The sequence below is a fragment of the Pseudomonas sp. A genome (assembly GCF_056270345.1).
Genome location: NZ_CM149873.1, coordinates 958,097 through 977,391, shown reverse-complemented (window position 1 = coordinate 977,391; position 19,295 = coordinate 958,097). Strand labels below are relative to the sequence as shown.

Annotated in this window: 20 protein-coding genes and 1 other RNA gene; 15 read left to right on the top strand and 6 right to left on the bottom strand. The window is 67.3% G+C overall.

The annotated features are described in order from the left end of the window. The 4 genes from AC0MAZ_RS04445 to AC0MAZ_RS04430 are packed head-to-tail and all read right to left on the bottom strand — an operon-like array spanning position 1 to position 3,586. Positions 1–483, bottom strand: a complete 483-nt coding sequence (locus AC0MAZ_RS04445; RefSeq protein ID WP_203648827.1) for a DUF4442 domain-containing protein — start codon at positions 481–483, stop codon at positions 1–3. Further along, positions 480–1,679 (bottom strand): 2-octaprenyl-6-methoxyphenyl hydroxylase, encoded by a 1,200-nt coding sequence (gene ubiH, locus AC0MAZ_RS04440; RefSeq protein WP_186712116.1) that lies wholly within the window; start codon positions 1,677–1,679, stop codon positions 480–482. Before ubiH ends, AC0MAZ_RS04445 begins: the two co-directional genes overlap by 4 nt. Beyond that, complete coding sequence (gene pepP / locus AC0MAZ_RS04435; protein ID WP_475860335.1) at positions 1,676–3,010, bottom strand: Xaa-Pro aminopeptidase; 1,335 nt, start codon at positions 3,008–3,010, stop codon at positions 1,676–1,678. The genes ubiH and pepP overlap by 4 nt, the downstream gene beginning before the upstream one ends. Positions 3,011–3,031: 21 nt before the next feature. Continuing rightward, positions 3,032–3,586 carry a YecA/YgfB family protein gene (locus AC0MAZ_RS04430; protein ID WP_232854823.1) on the bottom strand — a complete coding sequence of 185 codons (555 nt, stop codon included), beginning with the start codon at positions 3,584–3,586 and terminating at the stop codon, positions 3,032–3,034. Between the two features lie 146 nt (positions 3,587–3,732). Here AC0MAZ_RS04430 and AC0MAZ_RS04425 point away from each other — a divergent pair, with 146 nt between their 5' ends. The 4 genes from AC0MAZ_RS04425 (at position 3,733) to AC0MAZ_RS04410 (ending at position 5,123) form a co-directional block, all read left to right on the top strand. After that, complete coding sequence (locus AC0MAZ_RS04425; protein WP_023631616.1) at positions 3,733–3,942, top strand: TIGR02449 family protein; 210 nt, start codon at positions 3,733–3,735, stop codon at positions 3,940–3,942. Continuing rightward, the gene (locus AC0MAZ_RS04420) at positions 3,939–4,256 is read left to right on the top strand and encodes a cell division protein ZapA (RefSeq protein WP_203648834.1); all 318 of its coding nucleotides are present in this window, start codon (positions 3,939–3,941) and stop codon (positions 4,254–4,256) included. Before AC0MAZ_RS04425 ends, AC0MAZ_RS04420 begins: the two co-directional genes overlap by 4 nt. Before the next feature lie 17 nt (positions 4,257–4,273). Continuing rightward, a non-coding RNA gene (ssrS, locus tag AC0MAZ_RS04415) (6S RNA) lies at positions 4,274–4,453 on the top strand. A 61-nt stretch (positions 4,454–4,514) separates the two neighbouring features. Then, positions 4,515–5,123, top strand: coding sequence for a 5-formyltetrahydrofolate cyclo-ligase (locus tag AC0MAZ_RS04410; protein ID WP_232854822.1), 609 nt, complete (start codon positions 4,515–4,517; stop codon positions 5,121–5,123). Between the two features lie 7 nt (positions 5,124–5,130). Here the strand turns inward: AC0MAZ_RS04410 and AC0MAZ_RS04405 are convergent, their stop codons facing one another. Then, positions 5,131–5,286 (bottom strand): hypothetical protein, encoded by a 156-nt coding sequence (locus AC0MAZ_RS04405; protein ID WP_254463897.1) that lies wholly within the window; start codon positions 5,284–5,286, stop codon positions 5,131–5,133. Positions 5,287–5,462: 176 nt separating this feature from the next. Between AC0MAZ_RS04405 and AC0MAZ_RS04400 the strand changes: the two genes are divergently transcribed. The 4 genes from AC0MAZ_RS04400 to AC0MAZ_RS04385 all read left to right on the top strand — a co-directional run bounded on the left by AC0MAZ_RS04400 (position 5,463) and on the right by AC0MAZ_RS04385 (position 10,796). Further along, positions 5,463–5,912 carry an EVE domain-containing protein gene (locus tag AC0MAZ_RS04400; RefSeq protein WP_232854821.1) on the top strand — a complete coding sequence of 150 codons (450 nt, stop codon included), beginning with the start codon at positions 5,463–5,465 and terminating at the stop codon, positions 5,910–5,912. 93 nt (positions 5,913–6,005) lie between these two features. After that, complete coding sequence (locus AC0MAZ_RS04395; RefSeq protein ID WP_050703321.1) at positions 6,006–6,965, top strand: HlyD family secretion protein; 960 nt, start codon at positions 6,006–6,008, stop codon at positions 6,963–6,965. Further along, entirely contained in the window at positions 6,962–9,685 is a 2,724-nt protein-coding gene (gene rbbA, locus AC0MAZ_RS04390) for a ribosome-associated ATPase/putative transporter RbbA (protein ID WP_475860332.1), read from the top strand. Before AC0MAZ_RS04395 ends, rbbA begins: the two co-directional genes overlap by 4 nt. 1 nt (position 9,686) lies before the next feature. Continuing rightward, positions 9,687–10,796, top strand: coding sequence for an ABC transporter permease (locus tag AC0MAZ_RS04385; RefSeq protein ID WP_475860330.1), 1,110 nt, complete (start codon positions 9,687–9,689; stop codon positions 10,794–10,796). Here the strand turns inward: AC0MAZ_RS04385 and AC0MAZ_RS04380 are convergent, their stop codons facing one another. Then, entirely contained in the window at positions 10,797–11,198 is a 402-nt protein-coding gene (locus tag AC0MAZ_RS04380; protein ID WP_110734175.1) for a flagellar basal body-associated protein FliL, read from the bottom strand. A gap of 157 nt (positions 11,199–11,355) precedes the next feature. On the opposite strand from AC0MAZ_RS04380, the gene AC0MAZ_RS04375 reads away from it, so the two are divergent. The 7 genes from AC0MAZ_RS04375 to AC0MAZ_RS04345 all read left to right on the top strand — a co-directional run bounded on the left by AC0MAZ_RS04375 (position 11,356) and on the right by AC0MAZ_RS04345 (position 19,213). Then, positions 11,356–12,336, top strand: coding sequence for an NADPH:quinone oxidoreductase family protein (locus AC0MAZ_RS04375; protein WP_232854818.1), 981 nt, complete (start codon positions 11,356–11,358; stop codon positions 12,334–12,336). A gap of 375 nt (positions 12,337–12,711) precedes the next feature. Continuing rightward, entirely contained in the window at positions 12,712–13,956 is a 1,245-nt protein-coding gene (locus tag AC0MAZ_RS04370; RefSeq protein ID WP_475860328.1) for an SfnB family sulfur acquisition oxidoreductase, read from the top strand. Positions 13,957–14,102: 146 nt separating this feature from the next. Next, positions 14,103–15,284 carry an SfnB family sulfur acquisition oxidoreductase gene (locus AC0MAZ_RS04365; protein ID WP_330104570.1) on the top strand — a complete coding sequence of 394 codons (1,182 nt, stop codon included), beginning with the start codon at positions 14,103–14,105 and terminating at the stop codon, positions 15,282–15,284. Further along, positions 15,284–16,675 (top strand): LLM class flavin-dependent oxidoreductase, encoded by a 1,392-nt coding sequence (locus AC0MAZ_RS04360; RefSeq protein ID WP_475860327.1) that lies wholly within the window; start codon positions 15,284–15,286, stop codon positions 16,673–16,675. The genes AC0MAZ_RS04365 and AC0MAZ_RS04360 overlap by 1 nt, the downstream gene beginning before the upstream one ends. After that, complete coding sequence (locus AC0MAZ_RS04355) at positions 16,668–17,468, top strand: MetQ/NlpA family ABC transporter substrate-binding protein (protein WP_475860326.1); 801 nt, start codon at positions 16,668–16,670, stop codon at positions 17,466–17,468. Before AC0MAZ_RS04360 ends, AC0MAZ_RS04355 begins: the two co-directional genes overlap by 8 nt. A 1-nt stretch (position 17,469) precedes the next feature. After that, a complete protein-coding gene (locus tag AC0MAZ_RS04350) occupies positions 17,470–18,579 on the top strand; it encodes a methionine ABC transporter ATP-binding protein (RefSeq protein ID WP_475860324.1) in 1,110 nt (369 codons plus the stop codon). Next, positions 18,569–19,213 carry a methionine ABC transporter permease gene (locus AC0MAZ_RS04345; protein ID WP_475860322.1) on the top strand — a complete coding sequence of 215 codons (645 nt, stop codon included), beginning with the start codon at positions 18,569–18,571 and terminating at the stop codon, positions 19,211–19,213. Before AC0MAZ_RS04350 ends, AC0MAZ_RS04345 begins: the two co-directional genes overlap by 11 nt. Positions 19,214–19,295: the final 82 nt, after the last annotated feature.

Genomic DNA, 19,295 nt, shown 5'->3' with positions numbered 1-19,295 from the left:
TTACGCCTGCCTCGCTTGCGGCTTGAGCCGCACGTATAGGGTTTTGTCGACCCGCGCCACCAGCTCACCGGCGCCGTCGCGAATCTCCACCTGCAACCGCGGCAGGTATTTCTTGCCGCTGGCGGTCTGCTGGCGGATCTCGTCCAGCAGCGCGTCGTCGACGTGGAATTGGGCATACACCGGGCCCTTGCCCGGCGAGATGAAATCGATGCTGGCGGCCTTGTCCCAGACGATGTATTCACGCCCCAGCTGCTCGATCAGCAGCAGCATGTAGAACGGGTCGACCATCGCGTACAGGCTGCCGCCGAACTGGGTGCCGACGTAGTTGCGATTCCACCGTGTCAGCTTCATGCGCACCTTGACGCTGCGCATGTCCGGGCTGATCTCCTGGATATGGATGCCGGCGCCCAGGTAGGGCGGGTAGAAGTTCAACAACCAGCGCAGCATCCGTGCCCGCCGTGCGAGCCGGCGAACATCGCTCATGGGCGGCCTCGCGGGTCGGGGCGGGTACCCAGGCCCATGGCCTGGCGGGCGAACCAGCTTTTTGCCGGTGGCAGCAGGTCCAGGCCAAGCAGGCCGAGGTTGCGCCCGGCAGCCAGCAGTGGCTGGCTGCTGCCGAACAGGCGGGTGACCTGGTCGGAGAAGCCGATGGTCAGGGCCTGGTCGAGGCGCTGGCGCTGGTGATAGGCCTGCAGCGTGGCCAGGTCGCCCGGCAGTGCCGGGCCGGCCAGCAGGGCGTCCGCCAGCGATTGCACGTCGCGCAGCGACAGGTTGAAGCCCTGGCCGGCGATCGGGTGCAGGCTGTGGGCGGCATTGCCCAGCACCACCAGGTGCGGGCGTACCTGCTCCTCGGCCTCGACCAGCGACAGTGGGTAGAGATGGCGGGCACCGACCTGGCGCAGGGCGCCGAGGCGATAGCCAAAGGCCTCCTGCAGCTCGCGCAGGAAGCTGCGCTCGTCGAGCTCGGCCAGGCGCCTGGCGTCCATCCCCTGGCGGGTCCAGACCAGCGCGCAGCGGTTGTCCGCCAGCGGCAGCAAGGCCATCGGGCCTTGCTCGGTGAAACGCTCGAAGGCCTGACCGGCGTGGGCTTCACCCGGGGTGATGTTGGCGATCAGCGCGCTCTGGTCATAGGGCGTGTTGCGCACATGGATGCCCAGCTGCTCGCGCAGGCCCGAACGGCCGCCGTCGGCCAGCACCGCCAGGTCGCATTCCAGCGAAGTGTCGTCATCCAGCTGCAGGCGGTAGCCACCGGCGATGGCCTGCATCGCCTGCACCTGCGCAGGGCAGCGCCAGCTGATCACTTCGTTGTCGATCGCCTGCCACAGGCACTGGCCAAGCCAGGCGTTCTCGACCACGTAGCCGAGTGCCGGCACGCCCTCCTCCAGGGCGTCCAGGCGGGTGCCGCCAAAGCGGCCGCGGTCGGACACCTGGATCTGCCGGATCGGCTCGGCGCGGCGGCTGATGGTCTGCCACAGCCCCAGGCGCTCATAGATCTGCCGGGTGCCGTAGGACAGCGCCGAGGAGCGTGCGTCATAGCTGGGCTGGAAGCTGTCGCCGGGGGCGAACGGCTCGATCAGCAGGATCTTCCAGCCACGGGCCTTGGCCGCGGCCTGCAGCGTCAGGGCCAGGCTCGCGCCCACCAGGCCGCCACCGATGATCGCCAGGTTGACCCGGTTCATGCGGCGTCCTTGCGGGCGTCGCGCATCAGCGCCTCGATCTCGGCGACCGTGCGCGGCACGCCTGAAGTAAGGATTTCACAGCCTTGCCTGGTCACCACCACGTCGTCCTCGATCCTTACCCCGATGCCACGCCACTTCTTCGCCACCGCCTGGTTGTCGGCGGCGATGTAGATGCCGGGTTCGACGGTCAGCGCCATGCCCGGTTCGAGCACGCGCCACTGGCCACCGACCTTGTATTCGCCCACGTCGTGCACGTCCATGCCCAGCCAGTGTCCGGCGCGGTGCATGTAGAAGGCACGGTAGGCCTCGCTGTCGATCAAGTCCTGCACCTCACCCTTGAGCAGCCCCAGCGTCACCAACCCTTCGGTGATCACCCGCACGGTCGCCTCGTGGGCGTGGTTCCAGTGCTTGCCCGGGGCAATCTCGGCGAACGCCGCGGCCTGGGCCGCCAGCACCAGCTCGTAGATGGCTTTCTGTTCCGGCGAGAACCGCCCGCTGACCGGGAAGGTGCGGGTGATGTCGCTGGCGTAGCAGTCGATCTCGCAACCGGCGTCGATCAGGACCAGGTCGCCGTCCTTGAGCGGCGCGTCGTTCTGCTGGTAGTGCAGGATGCAGCCATTGCGCCCGGCGGCGACGATCGAGCCGTAGGCCGGCATCTTCGCTCCGCCCTTGCGGAACTCGTAGTCCAGCTCGGCTTCCAGGCTGTACTCGTGCAGCCCGGCGCGGCAGGCCTGCATGGCACGCACGTGGGCTCGGGCGGAGATCGCCGCGGCCTCGCGCATGACCTTCACTTCCGCCGCCGATTTATACAGACGCATGTCGTGCAGCAGATGATCCAGGGCAACGAACTCGTTCGGCGGCTGGGCGCCGAGGCGGGCCTTGGAGCGGATCACGTTGATCCACTCCATCAGCCGGCGGTCGAACTCGGCGTTGCTGCCCATGTTGCTGTAGACCCGCTCGCGGCCTTCGATCAGGCCCGGCAGGATCTCGTCGATATCGCTGATGGGGAAGGCATCGTCGGCGCCGAAATCACGCACTGCGCCTTCCTGGCCAGCACGCAGGCCGTCCCACTGCTCGCGCTCGGGGTTGCGCTCGCGGCAGAACAATACGTACTCGCCATGCTCGCGCCCCGGAATCAGGGCGATCACCGCCTCGGGTTCGGGGAAGCCGCTCAGGTACTGGAAATCGCTGTCCTGGCGGTAGACATGCTCGACGTCGCGGTTGCGGATAGCGACCGCCGCGGCCGGCAGGATGGCGATGCTGTTGGGGACCATCTGCGCCATCAGCGCCTTGCGCCGACGGGCGTACTCCGCCTTGGGTATGTGGCTCATGGGCAAACGACCCCGTTCAGATCAGTGCAGCGATGGCTTTGGCGCGGGCGCGGCGGGTGCGGCCAGCTCCGTGTACAGCAGCAGCGGGGCGACGCGCAGGTACTCCATGACCTCCATGTAGTCGCTCTCGCCGTCCTCGGACTCTTCCAGCGCTTCCTGGACCTGGGAAATGGCCACCAGGTCCTGGAGCACTTCCTTGGCATCGGTGGACAGGTCCTTGCCGCCGGCGTTCAGGCCGAAGCCGGTGATGAAGCCCTGGCACCACTGGCCCAGCGCGGTGGCGCGGTCACTGAGTGCGGCATCATCGGAGGGCAGCAGCAGGACGATGGCGACGTCCTCGCCGGTCAGCTCGGCCTTGACCATCTCTTGCAGGCCGACCAGGGCGTTGCGTACCGAGTCACCGGGCTCGGTCTCGAGCAACTGGGCGGCGTCGGCAAGCCAGGCATCGGCATCGAAGCCGGCGCCGGCGCAGCTGCGACCGATCAGCAGGCCATGCAGCTCGGCAGGGGTGACGGGGTGGCCATTGCTCGAAAGCAACATGGCGAAGGCGATGTAGGGCGATTGGGTATTGGGCATGGGCAGCTAGGCGCCAGACGGCGCAATGACTAGAATGGAGGCCTTGTATCCTAGCACCGGCAGGCGCGCCAAGACCATCGGCACTGGCCGTCGCGCCCTTGGGGCAGGCATGATCGCCAGGCGAGTGAAGGAATCGAGTGCAACCCATGCAAGAGAACGACCTGCAAGCACTGATGAGCCGGTTCGAGTTGCTGATCGAACGGGTCGAGCAACTAAAGCGGCAAAACGCACTCTTAGTAGCTCAGGAACGATCCTGGCGCGAGGAACGCGCCCACCTGATCGAAAAGAACGAGATCGCCAAACGCAAGATCGAATCGATGATCCTGCGCCTCAAGGCCCTGGAGCAAGACTCATGAGTTCAAGCAATAGCGTCACCGTCCAGATCCTCGACAAGGAATACTCGATCATCTGCCCGCCCGAGGAGCGCAACAACCTGGTCGGCGCCGCTCGTTACCTGGACGGCAAGATGCGCGAGATCCGCAGCAGCGGCAAGGTGATCGGCGCTGACCGCATCGCCGTGATGGCCGCGCTGAACATCACCCACGAGCTGCTGCACCGCCAGGAACGCCCCGAAGCGACCAGCGGCGGCACCACCCGCGAGCAGGTGCGCGACCTGCTGGAACGGGTCGATCAGGCCCTGTCCGACGATCCGGTTAGCAAAAGCGACTGAGATTGGTATACTGGCGCCACTCCCTGGGGGATGCGCCAGTCGGTTATGTCCCTGAGCCGATACGCACAACCACGGGGGTTGCACGCTGGGGCCGGTGTGCATGTCCGCCCGACGGAAAGCCTTAACGCCCCCTGCAATCTCCACCTTGAACTTTCGGGTTCAAGGGCTACACCGATAGCGGTCTTGTCGGGGAGCCTGCATTCAGAACTGCCCGCCTCCAACGGCGGGCTTTTCGTTTCTTCTGGGATCGCTTGTGCCATGACCGACACCGCGCCGCTCACCCGCCCCCAGCTTCGCCGCTTCCTGCGCAATGCCCGCCGCGCTCTCACACCCGCCCAGCAACGCCAGGCCGCCGAAGGTCTGTATCGCCAACTGGCGCAGGATCCGCTGTTCCGCCGCGCCCGGCATATCGCCCTGTACCTGCCCAATGACGGCGAGATCGACCCACGCCTGCTGCTGCGCGAAGCGCACAAGCGCGGCAAGCGCGTCTACCTGCCGGTGCTGCATGCCTGGCCGCGCACGCGCATGGTGTTCCAGCGCTTCGAGGCCGGCGAGGCACTGCGGCCCAACCGTTTTCGCATCCTGGAGCCGGTGATCGAACGCAAGCGGCAACGGCCGATCTGGGCGCTGGACCTGATCCTGCTGCCGCTGGTCGGTTTCGACGAGGTGGGGGGGCGCCTGGGCATGGGCGGTGGCTTCTATGACCGCAGCCTGGCCTACCAGGGCCGGCGCCAGACATGGAAAAAGCCATTGCTGCTGGGGCTGGCGCACGAATGCCAGAAAGTGGAGCGACTCAACCAGGCGAGCTGGGATGTACCGTTGCAAGGCACGGTCTCGGACCGTGGCTGGTACCTGGCGCCGAAGTGAGGTGCGATCAGCGGTGCTGTTGCTGCGTCGGATCAACAGGCGCCTGCTGGTAGGCGGCATCCAGCTTGCGCTCCCAGAAGCCTTGCGCGTAACCGGTGGTGACCACGCCCAGCCCGAAGACGAAGGCCAGAATCCAGAGCAGGTCCGGTTTACGTTGTTTCATTGATCGTCCCCCAAGAACAACTGTCCAGGCTCGGCGGCTTTCTTGATGGCGGCCGGAGCGTATAGCTTAAAATCGGCGCATTTTCCGACAACATGAGTCGCCAGGCAAACGTTGACGCCAACCGACTGTCGGTTTCATGCAACGAGTTATTTCAAACTCTTTCAGGAGCAGCATCCATGGCCTACTGGCTGATGAAATCCGAGCCCGACGAGCTCTCCATCGAAGCCTTGGCACGCCTGGGCAACGCCCGTTGGGACGGGGTGCGCAACTACCAGGCACGCAATTTCCTGCGGGCCATGAGCGTAGGCGACGAATTCTTCTTCTACCACTCCAGCTGCCCGCAACCGGGGATCGCCGGCATCGCCCGGATCAGCGCCGCCGCCTACCCGGATCCAACCGCCCTGGATCCGCACAGCCACTACCACGACGCCAAGGCCAGCGCCGAGAAGAACCCGTGGAGCGCGGTGGACGTCGAGCATGTGCGGACCTTCCGCCAGGTGCTTGGCCTGGGCCTGCTCAAGCAGCAGGCGGCGCTCGAGGAACTGCCACTGGTGCAAAAGGGCAGCCGCCTGTCGGTGATGCCGGTGACCGCAGAACAATGGGCGGCGATCCTCGCGCTGAGCTGATTGTGCGGCTATTGTCAGGGGTTTGACCAATATCAACGCGCAAGGAAGCGCGTCGCGCCAGGATAAGGCGTGCTAGCCGCAGGATGCAGACCGATGAATAGAAAAGCCCCCAGAATCTTCGCCTCCGCCCTGGTATTGCTGTTGCTGGCGGCAGGCGGGCTGGGCTACTGGAAGTCTCTTCACGATCGCCTGCCCGAAGGCCTGAGCATGGGTAACGGGCGCCTCGAATCCACCGAGGTGCAGATCGCCAGCAAGATCCCCGGGCGCCTGGCCGAGGTGCTGGTCGATGAAGGCGACAAGGTCACCCGCGGCCAGTTGCTGGCACGCATCGACACCCGCACGATGGAGGCCCAGCGCAGCCAGGCCGAGGCCGAAGTGCTGCGCGCCCGCGAGAATTATGCCGCCGCCCAGGCCAGCGTGCAGCTGCGCCAGAGCGAACTGTTGCTGGCCAGCCAGGAACTCAAGCGGGTGCGCGAGATCTACCAGCGCAAGTTCGCCAGCCAGCAGTTGCTCGACCAGCAGCAGGCCCGCTACGACACCGCCACCGCGGCCGTGGTCGCGGCCCGGGCCCAGTTGGCGGCGATCAAGGCCGCCATCGGCGCCGCCGAGGCCCAGGTCGCCCAGCTCACCAGCGAGATCGACGACAGCAGCCTGCGCGCGCCCATCGACGGCATCATCCAGCTGCGCCTGGCCGAACCCGGCGAAGTGCTCGGCGCCGGTGGCCGGGTGCTGATGCTGATCGACCCTAGCGACCAGTACATGAACCTCTACCTGCCCGCCGCCACCACCGGCCGGCTGACCGTCGGCGACCAGGCGCGGATCGTGCTCGACGCCCTGCCGGACAAGGCCCTGCCGGCCAAGGTGGCGTTCGTCGCGGCCAAGGCGCAGTTCACTCCGAAACAGGTCGAGACCCGCGATGAGCGGCAAAAATTGGTGTTCCGGGTCAAGCTGCGCCTGACCGAACCAAGTGCCGTGCCCCAGGCCAAGCCAGGCATGCCCGGCGCCGGGTACGTGCGCACCGCCGATGTGGGCTGGCCGGCCAACCTGCAATGAACGCGGCGATCGCCCTGCGGGCCGAGGGTGTCAGCCATCGCTATGGCGACCTGCAGTCCTTGCACACCCTCGCGTTCAGCCTGCCGGCCGGGACCCGCTGCGGCCTGATCGGCCCGGACGGCGCCGGCAAGTCGACCCTGCTCGGACTGATCGCCGGGGTCAAGCGCCTGCAACAAGGCGAGTTGCAGGTGCTCGGTGGCTCGATCCGCCAGCGCCGCCACCGCACCGCGCTGTATCCCAAGGTTGCCTTCATGCCCCAGGGCCTGGGCAACAACCTGTACCCGGAGCTGTCGATCCGCGAGAACATCCGTTTCTTCGCCACCCTGTTCGGCCTGGGCCGCGCCGAATGCGAGCAACGCATGGCCAGCCTGCTGCGCGCCACCGACCTGGAGCGCTTCGCCGAGCGCCCGGCCGGCAAGCTCTCGGGCGGCATGAAGCAGAAGCTGGGGCTGTGCTGCGCGCTGATCCACGAGCCGGACCTGCTGATCCTCGACGAGCCGACCACCGGCGTCGACCCGCTGTCGCGACGGCGCTTCTGGGAGCTGGTCGAGCAGGTGCGCGCCCAGCGCCCGCAGCTGACCCTGCTGGTGGCCACCGCCTACATGGAAGAGGCCGAGCAGTTCGAGCATTGCCTGATGCTCGACGCTGGCCGCCTGCTGGCCGCCGGCCTCAGCCGCGAACTGGCGGCGGTTACGCCCAGCGGCAAGCTGGACGACGCCTTCACCCACTTCCAGGGCGCCGGCCGCGCACAGCCCGAGCCCCTGCGCATTCCGCAACGCCAGGCCGACGACGGGCCTATCGCCATCGAGGCCCACGACCTGACCCTGCGCTTCGGTGACTTCACTGCAGTGAACAAGGTCAGCTTCGCCATCGGCCGCGGCGAGATCTTCGGTTTCCTCGGCTCCAACGGCTGCGGCAAGACCACCACCATGAAGGTGCTCACCGGCCTGATGCCGGCCAGCGAGGGTAGCGCCAGCCTGCTCGGCCGCCCGGTGGATGCCGGCGACCTGGCCACGCGCAAGCGGGTCGGCTTCATGTCCCAGAGCTATTCGCTGTATGGCGAACTGAGCGCCCGACAGAACCTCGAACTGCACGCCCGCCTGTTCGACCTGGCCAAGGCCGACAGCGCGCCGCGCATCGCCGAGCTCATCGAACGCTTCGACTTAGGCGCCATTGCCGACCAGCCGTCCGGCGCCCTGCCCCTGGGCCTGCGCCAACGCCTGTCGCTGGCCGTGGCGGTATTGCACCGCCCGGAAGTGCTGATCCTCGACGAGCCGACCTCGGGGGTCGACCCGGCGGCCCGCGACGACTTCTGGCGCCTGCTGGTGGAGTTGTCCCGCGAGCAGGGCGTAACCATCTTCCTGTCCACCCATTTCATGAACGAGGCCCTGCGCTGCGACCGTATCTCGCTGATGCACGCCGGTCGGGTACTGGCCTGCGACACCCCGCTGGCGCTGCAGCGCCAGTTCGGCGGCGAGACCCTGGAAGACGCCTTCGTGCGCTGCCTCGAACAGGCCCAGGACGCGCCCGTCCAGGCGCAGGCCGATGCAGGGCTGGAACAGGCCGCCGCCCCGGCGCCCGCCTTGCGCCAGGCCTTCAGCCTGCGCCGCCTGCTGGCGGTGGCCAGCCGCGAAGGCAAGGAACTGCTGCGCGACAAGGTGCGCCTGGCCTTTGCCCTGCTTGGCGCGCTGTTCATGATGGTGATCTTCGGCTACGGCATCTCGCTGGACGTGGAGAACCTCGCCTTCGCCGTGTACGACCAGGACCAGAGCCCGCAGAGCCGCGCCTACCTCGAGGCCTTCCGGGGCTCGCGCTACTTCGCCGAGCAGGCGCCGATTCGCGATGCCCGCCAGTTGCACCAGCGCCTGCAACGCTCGGAGATCAAACTGGCCCTGGAGATCCCGCCGGGTTTCGGCCGCGACCTGCATGCCGGGCGCCAGCCGGTGGTGGCCGCCTGGCTGGATGGCGGCATGCCGTTTCGCGCCGAGACCAGCCGCAACTATGTGGAGGCCGTGCACCAGGCCAACCTTGAGCAGCTGGCCGCCCTCGGCCCGCACCCGGTGGCGCGCCAGCAGCCGGTACGCCTGGAAACGCGCTTTCGCTACAACCAGGACGTGGTCAGCGTGAACGCCATCGGCCCCGGCGTCATGGCACTGATCCTGGCCTTCATCCCGGCCATGCTCACCGCGCTGGGCATCGTCCGGGAAAAGGAACTGGGCTCGATCACCAACTTCTACGCCACGCCCCTGACCCGCCTGGAGTTCCTGCTCGGCAAACAGGCGCCCTACCTCGCGGTGAGCCTGGTCAACCTGGCGCTGCTGGTGGCGATGAACCGCTGGCTGTTCGGCGTGCCGCTCAAGGGCAGCCCGCTGGCCCTGGCCTGCGGAGGCCTGGCCTACCTGCTGGCGACCACCAGCCTGGGCCTGCTGATCTCGGCGTTCACCCGCACGCAGATCGCGGCGATCCTCGGCACCATGATCATCACCAGCCTGCCAACCATCCAGTTCTCCGGCCTGATCGTGCCGCGCTCGTCGCTGGACGGCGCGGCGGCGCTGATGGGCCAGCTGTTCCCGGCCGGCTATTTCCTCGACATCGCCGTCGGCACCTTCACCAAGGCCCTGGGCCTGCGCGAGCTGTGGCCGCAGTGCCTGGCGCTGCTGGGCTTCTTCGCCGCCTTCACCGGGCTGAGCCTGGTCATGCTGAAAAAACAGGAGGCCTGAGATGAGCCGCCTCTCCCACACCCTGCGCCTGGGCCTGAAGGAACTCACCAGCCTGCGCCACGACAGCGTGTTGCTGCTGTTCCTGCTGTACGCCTTCAGCGTGGCGATCTACATGCCCGCCGCAGGCTCCGTGATCGGCGTGCACAACGCCAGTGTCGCGGTGGTCGACGAAGACCACGGCGCCGTCTCGCGCAAGCTCGCCGAATCGCTGCAGCCGCCCGAGTTCCAGCCTGCCGTGGCACTGCCGGCGGATCGCCTGGACCAGGCCATGGACAGCGGCCAGTACACCTTCGTGGTCAACATCCCGGTGAACTTCCAGGCCGACCTGCTGGCCGGGCGCTCGCCGGAGCTGCAGGTCAACGTCGATGCCACGGCCATGAGCCAGGCCTTCATGGGGGCCGGCTACATCGGCCGGATCTTCGAACGCGAACTGCTGGAGTACGCAGGCCGCAGCACCAGCAGCCCGGCCCTGCTCAACCCGAAAGCCCTGTTCAACCCCAACCTGGAAGGCGGCTGGTTCCTGGCGGTGATCCAGATCGTCAACAACATCACCATCCTGGCCATCGTCCTCACCGGCACCGCGCTGCTGCGCGAGCGTGAGCACGGCACCCTCGATCACCTGCTGGTGCTGCCGCTGACGGCGCTGGAAATCATGCTGGCGAAGATCGCCAGCAACGCCCTGGTGGTGGTGGCCTGTACCTGGATATCGCTTGAAGTGGTGGTCAAGGGCGCCCTGGGCGTGCCGCTGGCGGGCTCCATGGGGCTGTTCCTGGGGGTGACCGCGCTGTACCTGTTCGCCAGCACGGCGCTGGGTATCTTCCTCGCCACCCTGGCGCGCTCGACGCCGCAGTTCGGCCTGTTGGCGATCCCGGTGATCATCCCGATGCTGCTGCTCTCGGGGGGCAGCACGCCGCTGGACAGCATGCCGCAGTGGCTGCAGTGGGTCATGCAGGGCTCGCCCTCGACCCACTTCGTCAGCCTCGGCGCGGCGATCCTGTTCCGCGACGCCGGACTGAACGTGGTGTGGCCGGATGTGGCGGCCCTGGCCGCGATCGGCCTGGTGTTCTTCGGCGTGGCCCTGGCGCGCTTTCGCCGCAGCCTCGCCGCCTGATCACTGCACGATCAGGTTGTTGAACAGCAGGTCCTCGACGATCGGCTTGCCCTCTTCGGACTCCATCACCTGCTGCACCTGCTTCAGGGCTTCCTGACGCAGTTTTTCCTTGGCCTCGACGTTGCTCATGTTGTCCACGCCCTGCTGGGTGAACAGCGCCACCAGCTGGTTGCGGATCAGCGGCTCGTGGTGCTTGACCGCGGTGGCGGCGGCATCGCCAGTCACGCGCAGGGCGACGTCGGCCTTGAACACACGCAGCTTGGGGCTGCCGTCGAGGGCGTAGTTGCCGACGAAGGGCGGGCTGAGGCTGATGTAGGCGACCTTGGGCTCGCCTTCCTTTTCCTCGGCCATCGCCGCCACTGGCAGCATCAGGGCCAGCACCATCAAGATCCACGCTTTCACGAATTCGCTCCTCAATACAGTTGGCGCCAGCTTACCCAGCGCGCCGGCCAAACCCAAGCCCGGGCTTATGCCGGCTCATCAGGGCCGGCCATGCTCGTTGACCCTGGGGGTGGCCCTCCTACACTTATCGGCCACCACACGCAAAGGAATAGCCCTGATGAAAGCCTTGTTGTGCAAAGCCCTGGGCCCGGCGCGGGACCTGGTCCTGGAAGAGGTCGCCAGCCCCGCGCCCAAGAAGAACGAGATCCTCCTCGACGTGCACGCCGCCGGGGTCAACTTCCCCGACACCCTGATCATCGAAGGCAAGTACCAGTTCCAGCCGCCGCTGCCGTTCGCCCCGGGTGGTGAGGCGGCCGGCGTGGTGGCCGCGGTCGGCGAGAAGGCCGGCGCGTTCAAGGTCGGCGACCGGGTCATGGCCCTGACCGGCTGGGGCGCCTTCGCCGAGCGGGTGGCGGTGCCGTTCTACAACGTGCTGCCGATCCCGGCGGGCATGGACTTCACCACCGCCGCCGCGTTCGGCATGACCTACGGCACCTCGATGCACGCCCTGACCCAGCGCGGCCAGCTCAAGGCCGGCGAAACCCTGCTGGTGCTCGGCGCCTCGGGCGGCGTCGGGCTGGCGGCGGTGGAAATCGGCAAGGCCCTGGGCGCGCGGGTGATCGCCGCGGCCAGCAGCGCCGAGAAACTGGCAATCGCCCAGGCGGCCGGGGCCGACGAACTGATCGACTACAGCCAGGCCAACCTCAAGGACGAGATCAAGCGCCTGACCGGCGGCCAGGGCGTGGACGTGATCTACGACCCGGTCGGCGGCGCGCTGTTCGACCAGGCCGTGCGCGGGCTGGCGTGGAACGGGCGGTTGCTGGTGGTGGGCTTTGCCAGCGGCACGATCCCGCAACTGCCGGTGAACCTGACCCTGCTCAAGGGCGCGGCGGTGCTCGGGGTGTTCTGGGGCGCCTTCGCCCAGCGCCAACCGGAGGACAACGCGGCCAACTTCCGCCAGCTGTTCGCCTGGCACGCCGAAGGCAAGTTGAAGCCCCTGGTGTCGCAGACCTTTGCACTGGCCGAGGGTGGCGCGGCGATCGAACGCCTGGCGCAGCGCCAGGCGGTGGGCAAGCTGGTGGTGACGATCCCGCGCTGACCGCTCACGTAAACCATTGATTTGACTTAACCCTGTGGGAGCGGGTTTACCCGCGAAGAATCCAGCGCGGTGTATGGCACCGGCTTCGCCGGTGTTCGCGGCGGTGCGGCGGTCCGACAAGCCCGCTCCCACAGGGATAGCATTTCCCTGCACGACAGGGCCGACCCTGCAGTTCTTCTATCCATATTCCTAAACGGTAGTTCATAAACTTTTTCTAAACGAATAGGGTATATCGACCGGACCACCGGACCAGCAAACGTCTGTCGCCATCAGCTGAGGCGACGCTTTCAACTTTGTGAGGTTAGGAATGGTCAGGATCACAATCACCCCAGTGCATAACGCCAGGGCATTGAGTGCAGCCAAGGAGCGGTACTGATGTCCAGCCAACCAACTACTACCCGATTCCACAGCGATCTCGACAGCTCGCCGCTGCTGCTGCCGGCCACGGTGTTGCGCAACGACGAAGAGGCCCTGCAGGCCGCCCGCGAACTGGCCGAGGTGGCCCGCCAGCAGGCCGCCAAACGTGACCAGCAGCGCAAGCTGCCCTGGGCCGAGATCGAACAGTTCACCCGCAGCGGCCTGGGCAGCATCAGCGTGCCCAAGGCCTTCGGCGGCCCCGAGGTGTCCTTCGCCACCATCGCCGAAGTGTTCCGCCTGATCAGTGCCGCCGACCCGGCGCTGGGGCAGATTCCGCAGAACCAGTTCGGCATCCTGCAACTGGTCCGCCTGACCGCCACCCAGGCCCAGCAGGAACTGATCTTCCGCTCGGTGCTCGACGGCTGGCGCATCGGCAATGCCGGCCCCGAGCGCGGGACCAAGGACACCCTGACGCTCAAGGCGCGCCTTACCCGTGATGGCGATGGCTATCGCATCAGCGGCGAGAAGTTCTATTCCACCGGTGCCTTGTACGCCCACTGGGTGGCGGTCAAGGCGCTGGACGACGATGGTCGCCAGCGCCTGGCGTTCGTCCGTCGCGGCAGCCCTGGGCTGCGCATCGTCGACGACTGGTCCGGCTTCGGCCAGCGCACCACCGCCAGCGGCACCGTGCTGCTCGACCAGGTGCCGGTGGACGCCGACCTGGTGGTGGCCAACTGGCGCCTGCGTGAGGAACCCAGCATCCAGGGCGCCGCCTCGCAGTTGATCCAGGCGGCGATCGACGCCGGCATCGCCGAAGCGGCGATCGAGGACACAATCCAGTTCGTTCGGGAGAAGTCCCGGCCGTGGATCGAGGCCAAGGTCGAACGCAACAGCGACGACCCCTATGTGATCGCCGACATCGGTCGCCTGAAGCTCGAACTGCATGCCGCCGAGGCCCTGCTGCGCAAGGCTGCCAAGGTGCTCGACGAGGTGAACGCCGGCGTGATCGATGCCGCCGCCGCGGCCCGTGCCTCGATTGCCGTGGCCGAAGCCAAGGTGCTCACCACCGAGATCTCGCTGCAGGCCAGCGAGAAGCTGTTCGAGCTGGCCGGCAGCCGCGCCAGCCTGGCCGAGTTCAACCTCGACCGGCACTGGCGCAACGCCCGGGTCCACACCCTGCACGACCCGGTGCGCTGGAAGTACCACGCCGTCGGCGCCTACCACCTCAACGGCACCCTGCCTGCCCGCCATTCCTGGATCTGATATCGAGCCTTGGGGCTGCTGCGCAGCCCTTCGCGGGTAAACCCGCTCCCACAGGGATCGCACCGATTCCGATAACAGCGCTGTACCTGTGGGAGCGGGTTTACCCGCGAAGAGGCGCACGACGTCCCCAGGCTCCGGAGAGCAAAATGACTGCATCCATCATCACCACCGACGCCCAGGCCCTGGCCGTCGCCGACGAACTCGCCCAACACCTGCGCCAGGACAGCGCCCTGCGCGACCGCGAGCGCCGCCTGCCCCATGCCGAACTCGAACGCTTCGTGCAGTCCGGCCTGTGGGGCATCAGCGTGCCCAAGGCCTTCGGCGGCGCCGGGGTGTCCAATGTCACCCTGGCCAAGGTCATCGCCCGCATCGCCCAGGCCGACGCCTCGCTCGGGCAGATCCCGCAGAACCACTTCTACGCCCTGGAAGTGCTGCGGGTGAACGGCAGTCCCGAACAGCAAAAACGCCTCTACGCCGAAGTCCTCGCTGGCCGCCGCTTCGGCAACGCCCTGGCCGAGCTAGGCACCAAGAACGCCCACGAGCGCACCACCCGCCTGAGCCGCGACGGCGACCACTATCGCATCGACGGCCGCAAGTTCTATTGCACCGGCGCGATCTACGCCCAGCGCATCCCGACCCTGGTGATCGACGAGCAGGACGTGTCGCACCTGGCCTTCGTGCCCGCCGACAGCCAGGGCATCGAGGTGATCGACGACTGGAGCGGCTTCGGCCAGCGCACCACCGGCAGCGGCTCGGTGGTGTTCAACCACGTGGCGGTCCGCGCCGAGGACGTGGTGCCGTTCCAGAGTGCCTTTGAGCGCCCGACCACGGTCGGCCCGCTGGCGCAGATCCTCCATGCCGCCATCGACACCGGTATCGCCCGCGCCGCCTACGAGGACGCCCTGCACTTCGTGCGCACCCGCAGCCGCCCCTGGATCGACTCCGGCCTCGACAAGGCCAGCGACGACCCGCTGACCCTGAAGAGCTTCGGCCACCTGGCGATCCGCCTGCACGCCACCGAGGCGCTGCTCGAACGGGCCGGGGAAATCCTCGACATTGCCCAGGCCGACAGCAACGCCGAGACCCTGGCCGCCGCTTCCATCGCCGTGGCCGAGGCCCGGGCGATCAGCACCGAGATTTCCCTGGCCGCCGGTACCACGCTGTTCGAGCTGGCCGGCAGCCAGGCCACCCTGGCCGAGCACAACCTCGACCGCCACTGGCGCAACGCCCGGGTGCACACCCTGCACGACCCGGTGCGCTGGAAGTACCACGCCATCGGCAACTACTACCTCAACGACGAGAAGCCGCCGCGCCGGGGGACCATCTGATGGCCAAGGAGATCCTGCTCAATGCCTTCAACATGAACTGCATCGGGCACATCAACCACGGTTTGTGGACCCACCCACGGGACACCTCCACGCGCTACAAGACCCTCGACTACTGGACCGACCTGGCTCGCCTGCTGGAGCGCGGGTTGTTTGACGGGCTGTTCATCGCCGACATCGTCGGCACCTACGACGTCTACGGCCAGTCGGTCGACGTGACGCTCAAGGAGTCGATCCAGCTGCCGGTCAACGACCCGCTGCTGCTGGTCTCGGCCATGGCGGCGGTGACGAAGCACCTGGGCTTCGGCCTCACCGCCAACCTGACCTACGAGGCGCCCTACCTGTTCGCCCGGCGCCTTTCCACCCTCGACCACCTGAGCAATGGCCGGGTCGGCTGGAACATCGTCACCGGCTACCTCGACAGCGCCGCCCGGGCCATGGGCCTGGAGCAGCAACCCGAGCACGACCGCCGCTACGACCAGGCCGACGAGTACCTGCAGGTGCTGTACAAGCTGCTCGAAGGCAGCTGGGCCGACGATGCCGTGGTCGCCGACCGCGAGCAGCGGGTCTATGCCCGCCCCGACAGGGTGCGCAAGGTCGAGCACCACGGCGAGTTCTACAAGGTCGAGGGCTACCACCTGTGCGAGCCTTCGCCGCAGCGCACGCCCGTGCTGTTCCAGGCCGGCAGTTCGCCACGCGGGCTGGCCTTCGCCGGCAACCATGCCGAGTGCGTGTTCATCAGCGGCCAGAACAAGGCCGCCACCCGCGCCCAGGTTGACAAGGTGCGCGCCGCGGCCAAGGCGGCCGGGCGCGACCCAGAGGCGGTCAAGGTGTTCATGGGCATCACCGTGATCGTCGCGCCGACCGAGGCGCAGGCGCAGGCCAAGCACGCCGAATACCTGCGCTACGCCAGCGCCGAGGCCGGGGTCGCGCACTTCGCCAGCTCCACCGGTATCGACTTCTCGCGCTACGAACTGGACGAGCCCATCGGCTTCGCCAAGGGCAACGCCATCCAGTCCGCCACCCGCCAATTGCAGGAAAGCGCCTGGACCCGCCGCCGCCTGCTCGAACAGCACGCCCTGGGCGGTCGCTACGTGACCCTGGTGGGCGACGCCGAGCAGGTGGCCGAGCAGCTGATCGCCTGGATCGACGAAACCGGCCTGGACGGTTTCAACCTGACCCGCACCGTCACCCCGGAAAGCTACGAGGACTTCATCGAGCTGGTGGTCCCCGCCCTGCAAAGCCGCGGTCGCTACAAGACCGCCTACGCCGAGGGCACCCTGCGCGAGAAGCTGTTCGCCAGCGGCGAGCCGCGCCTGCCCGGCGGACACCCCGGCGCCCGCTACCGCAACACCCCCGACCCTGCCCCGACTGGAGCCCTGCACCATGCTTGAGAAACTGTTCCGGCCCGTCGCGGCCATTGCCCTGGGCCTCGGCCTGTCCGCCGCCGCCCTTGCCGCCGAACCCCTGAAGATCGGCACCACCGCCGCCTTCGCCATCCCCCTGGAGGCGGCGGTGGAGGAGGCCCATAAACAAGGCCTGGAAGTGAAACTGATCGAGTTCAGCGACTGGATCGCGCCCAACGTCAGCCTCAACAGCGGCGATATCGACGTGAACTACTTCCAGCACATCCCGTTCCTGGAAAACGCCAAGGCCGCCGCCGGCTTCGACCTGGTCCCGTACGCGCCGGGGATCATCAACAACGTCGGCCTGTACTCGAAAAAATACAAGAGTCTCCAGGAACTGCCCGAGGGCGCCAGCGTGGCCATCGCCAACGACCCGATCAACAGTGGCCGTGGCCTGCAGTTGCTGGCCAAGGCCGGGCTGATCACCCTCAAGCCGGGCGTGGGCTACAAAGCCACCGAGGACGACATCGTCGCCAACCCGAAGCAGATCCGGATTCTCCAGGTCGAAGCCGTGCAGCTGGTACGCGCCTACGATGACGCCGACCTGGTCCAGGGCTACCCGGCCTACATCCGCCTGGCCAACACCTTCGACGCCACCTCGGCGCTGCTGTTCGACGGCCTGGAGAACAAGGAATACGTGATCCAGTTCGTCATCCGCCCGCAGGAGAAGAACGACCCGCGCCTGGCCAAGTTCGTCGATATCTACCAACACTCGCCGGTCGTGCGCGCCGCCCTGGACAAGGCCCATGGCAAGCTCTACCAGGCCGGGTGGGAAGGCTGACATGGCCCAGGCCAGCGCCCTCAGGGCGCCCATCCCGCCCGCCGAACCGCTCAAGGCCGAGGAAACGGCCCTGCGCCCGGAGGTGAACCAGGCGCACATACGTTTCCTCGGCCTGGGAAAGACTTATCCGGGCCAGGGCCAGCCGGCACTGCAAGGCATCGACCTGAACATCCGCCGGGGCGAGATCTTCGGCATCATCGGCCGCAGCGGCGCCGGCAAGTCCTCGCTGCTGCGCACCATCAACCGCCTGGAGCAACCCAGCCAGGGCCGGGTGCTGATCGACCAGGTGGATATCGCGCCGTTCGACGAGGACCGCCTGGTGGCCTTGCGCCGGCGCATCGGCATGATCTTCCAGCACTTCAACCTGATGTCGGCCAAGACCGTGTGGCAGAACGTCGAGCTCCCGCTGAAGGTGGCCGGCGTGGCCAAGGCCAAGCGCCAGCGCAAGGTGCGCGAGCTGCTGGAGCTGGTCGGCCTGGCGGAAAAACATCACGTCTACCCGGCGCAGCTGTCAGGTGGGCAGAAGCAGCGCGTCGGCATCGCCCGGGCCCTGGTACATGACCCCGAGATCCTGCTGTGCGACGAGGCCACCTCGGCGCTGGACCCGGAAACCACTGCCTCGATCCTCGAACTGCTGCGCGACATCAACCGGCGCCTGGGCCTGACCGTGGTGCTGATCACCCACGAGATGGCGGTGATCCGCGACATTTGCCAGCGTGTGGTGGTGCTCGAACGTGGCGAGATCGTCGAGCAGGGCGAGGTCTGGCAGGTATTCGGTACGCCGCGCCACGACGTCACCCGCACCCTGCTCGCACCGCTGCAGACCAAGCTGCCGGCAGCCTTGCAGGCCAGCCTGCGCGCCCAGCCGGTCAGCCGCGACGCGGCCGTGGTGCTTAAGCTCACCCTGGTCGGCGAACCGGAGCTGAGCGCCCTGTTCAACGACCTGGGCGGGCGCGTGCGGCTGCTCCAGGGCGGCGTCGAGACCATCGGCGAGCATGCCCTGGGGCAGTTGATCCTGTCCGTGCGCGGCTCGCCGCTGGACACCCACCAATTGCTCGAACGCGCCCGTCGCTGGGCCGCGGATGTGGAGGTACTCGGCCATGTGGATTGATCGCCTGCTGCAAGGCCTGCTCGACACCCTGCTGATGGTCGGCGTGTCCTCGCTGGTCGCACTGCTCGTCGGGGTGCCGATGGCGGTGCTGCTGGTCACCAGCGACAAGGGCGGGATCTTCGAGGCCCCGGCGCTGAACCGGGTGCTGGGCGCCATCGTCAACCTGTTCCGCTCGATCCCGTTCCTGATCCTGATGGTCGCGCTGATCCCCTTCACCCGCCTGGTGGTCGGCACCACCTATGGCGTGTGGGCGGCCGTGGTGCCGCTGACCATCGCCGCCACGCCGTTCTTCGCGCGGATCGCCGAGGTCAGCCTGCGCGAGGTCGACCATGGTTTGATCGAAGCCGCCCAGGCCATGGGCTGCCGGCGCTGGCACATCGTCTGGCACGTGTTGTTGCCCGAGGCCCTGCCGGGTATCGTCGGCGGCTTCACCATCACCCTGGTGACACTGATCAACTCGTCGGCCATGGCCGGCGCGATCGGCGCCGGAGGCCTGGGGGATATCGCTTATCGGTACGGATACCAACGCTTCGACAGCCAGATCATGCTGACCGTGATCGTGATGCTGGTGGCATTGGTGGCAGTGATCCAGCTGGGCGGGGACTGTTTGGCCAAGGGATTGAACAAGCGTTGATGTATTTCGGGTGTAGGAGCGGCCTTGTGCCGCGAAAGGGCCGCAAAGCGGCCCCGGCAATTTTTGTATCAACGCTGAAATC

Excerpts from the sequence above, each read along its gene's own strand:
- AC0MAZ_RS04350 (WP_475860324.1), top strand. The coding sequence starts at position 17,470 with ATGGCCCAGGCCAGCGCCCTCAGGGCGCCCATCCCGCCCGCCGAACCG.
- AC0MAZ_RS04400 (WP_232854821.1), top strand. The coding sequence starts at position 5,463 with ATGGCCTACTGGCTGATGAAATCCGAGCCCGACGAGCTCTCCATCGAA.
- AC0MAZ_RS04445 (WP_203648827.1), bottom strand. The coding sequence starts at position 483 with ATGAGCGATGTTCGCCGGCTCGCACGGCGGGCACGGATGCTGCGCTGG.
- AC0MAZ_RS04420 (WP_203648834.1), top strand. The coding sequence starts at position 3,939 with ATGAGTTCAAGCAATAGCGTCACCGTCCAGATCCTCGACAAGGAATAC.
- AC0MAZ_RS04405 (WP_254463897.1), bottom strand. The coding sequence starts at position 5,286 with ATGAAACAACGTAAACCGGACCTGCTCTGGATTCTGGCCTTCGTCTTC.
- AC0MAZ_RS04360 (WP_475860327.1), top strand. The coding sequence starts at position 15,284 with ATGGCCAAGGAGATCCTGCTCAATGCCTTCAACATGAACTGCATCGGG.
- AC0MAZ_RS04395 (WP_050703321.1), top strand. The coding sequence starts at position 6,006 with ATGAATAGAAAAGCCCCCAGAATCTTCGCCTCCGCCCTGGTATTGCTG.
- AC0MAZ_RS04385 (WP_475860330.1), top strand. The coding sequence starts at position 9,687 with ATGAGCCGCCTCTCCCACACCCTGCGCCTGGGCCTGAAGGAACTCACC.
- rbbA (WP_475860332.1), top strand. The coding sequence starts at position 6,962 with ATGAACGCGGCGATCGCCCTGCGGGCCGAGGGTGTCAGCCATCGCTAT.
- AC0MAZ_RS04365 (WP_330104570.1), top strand. The coding sequence starts at position 14,103 with ATGACTGCATCCATCATCACCACCGACGCCCAGGCCCTGGCCGTCGCC.
- AC0MAZ_RS04345 (WP_475860322.1), top strand. The coding sequence starts at position 18,569 with ATGTGGATTGATCGCCTGCTGCAAGGCCTGCTCGACACCCTGCTGATG.
- pepP (WP_475860335.1), bottom strand. The coding sequence starts at position 3,010 with ATGAGCCACATACCCAAGGCGGAGTACGCCCGTCGGCGCAAGGCGCTG.
- AC0MAZ_RS04355 (WP_475860326.1), top strand. The coding sequence starts at position 16,668 with ATGCTTGAGAAACTGTTCCGGCCCGTCGCGGCCATTGCCCTGGGCCTC.
- ubiH (WP_186712116.1), bottom strand. The coding sequence starts at position 1,679 with ATGAACCGGGTCAACCTGGCGATCATCGGTGGCGGCCTGGTGGGCGCG.
- AC0MAZ_RS04370 (WP_475860328.1), top strand. The coding sequence starts at position 12,712 with ATGTCCAGCCAACCAACTACTACCCGATTCCACAGCGATCTCGACAGC.
- AC0MAZ_RS04375 (WP_232854818.1), top strand. The coding sequence starts at position 11,356 with ATGAAAGCCTTGTTGTGCAAAGCCCTGGGCCCGGCGCGGGACCTGGTC.
- AC0MAZ_RS04430 (WP_232854823.1), bottom strand. The coding sequence starts at position 3,586 with ATGCCCAATACCCAATCGCCCTACATCGCCTTCGCCATGTTGCTTTCG.
- AC0MAZ_RS04425 (WP_023631616.1), top strand. The coding sequence starts at position 3,733 with ATGCAAGAGAACGACCTGCAAGCACTGATGAGCCGGTTCGAGTTGCTG.
- AC0MAZ_RS04410 (WP_232854822.1), top strand. The coding sequence starts at position 4,515 with ATGACCGACACCGCGCCGCTCACCCGCCCCCAGCTTCGCCGCTTCCTG.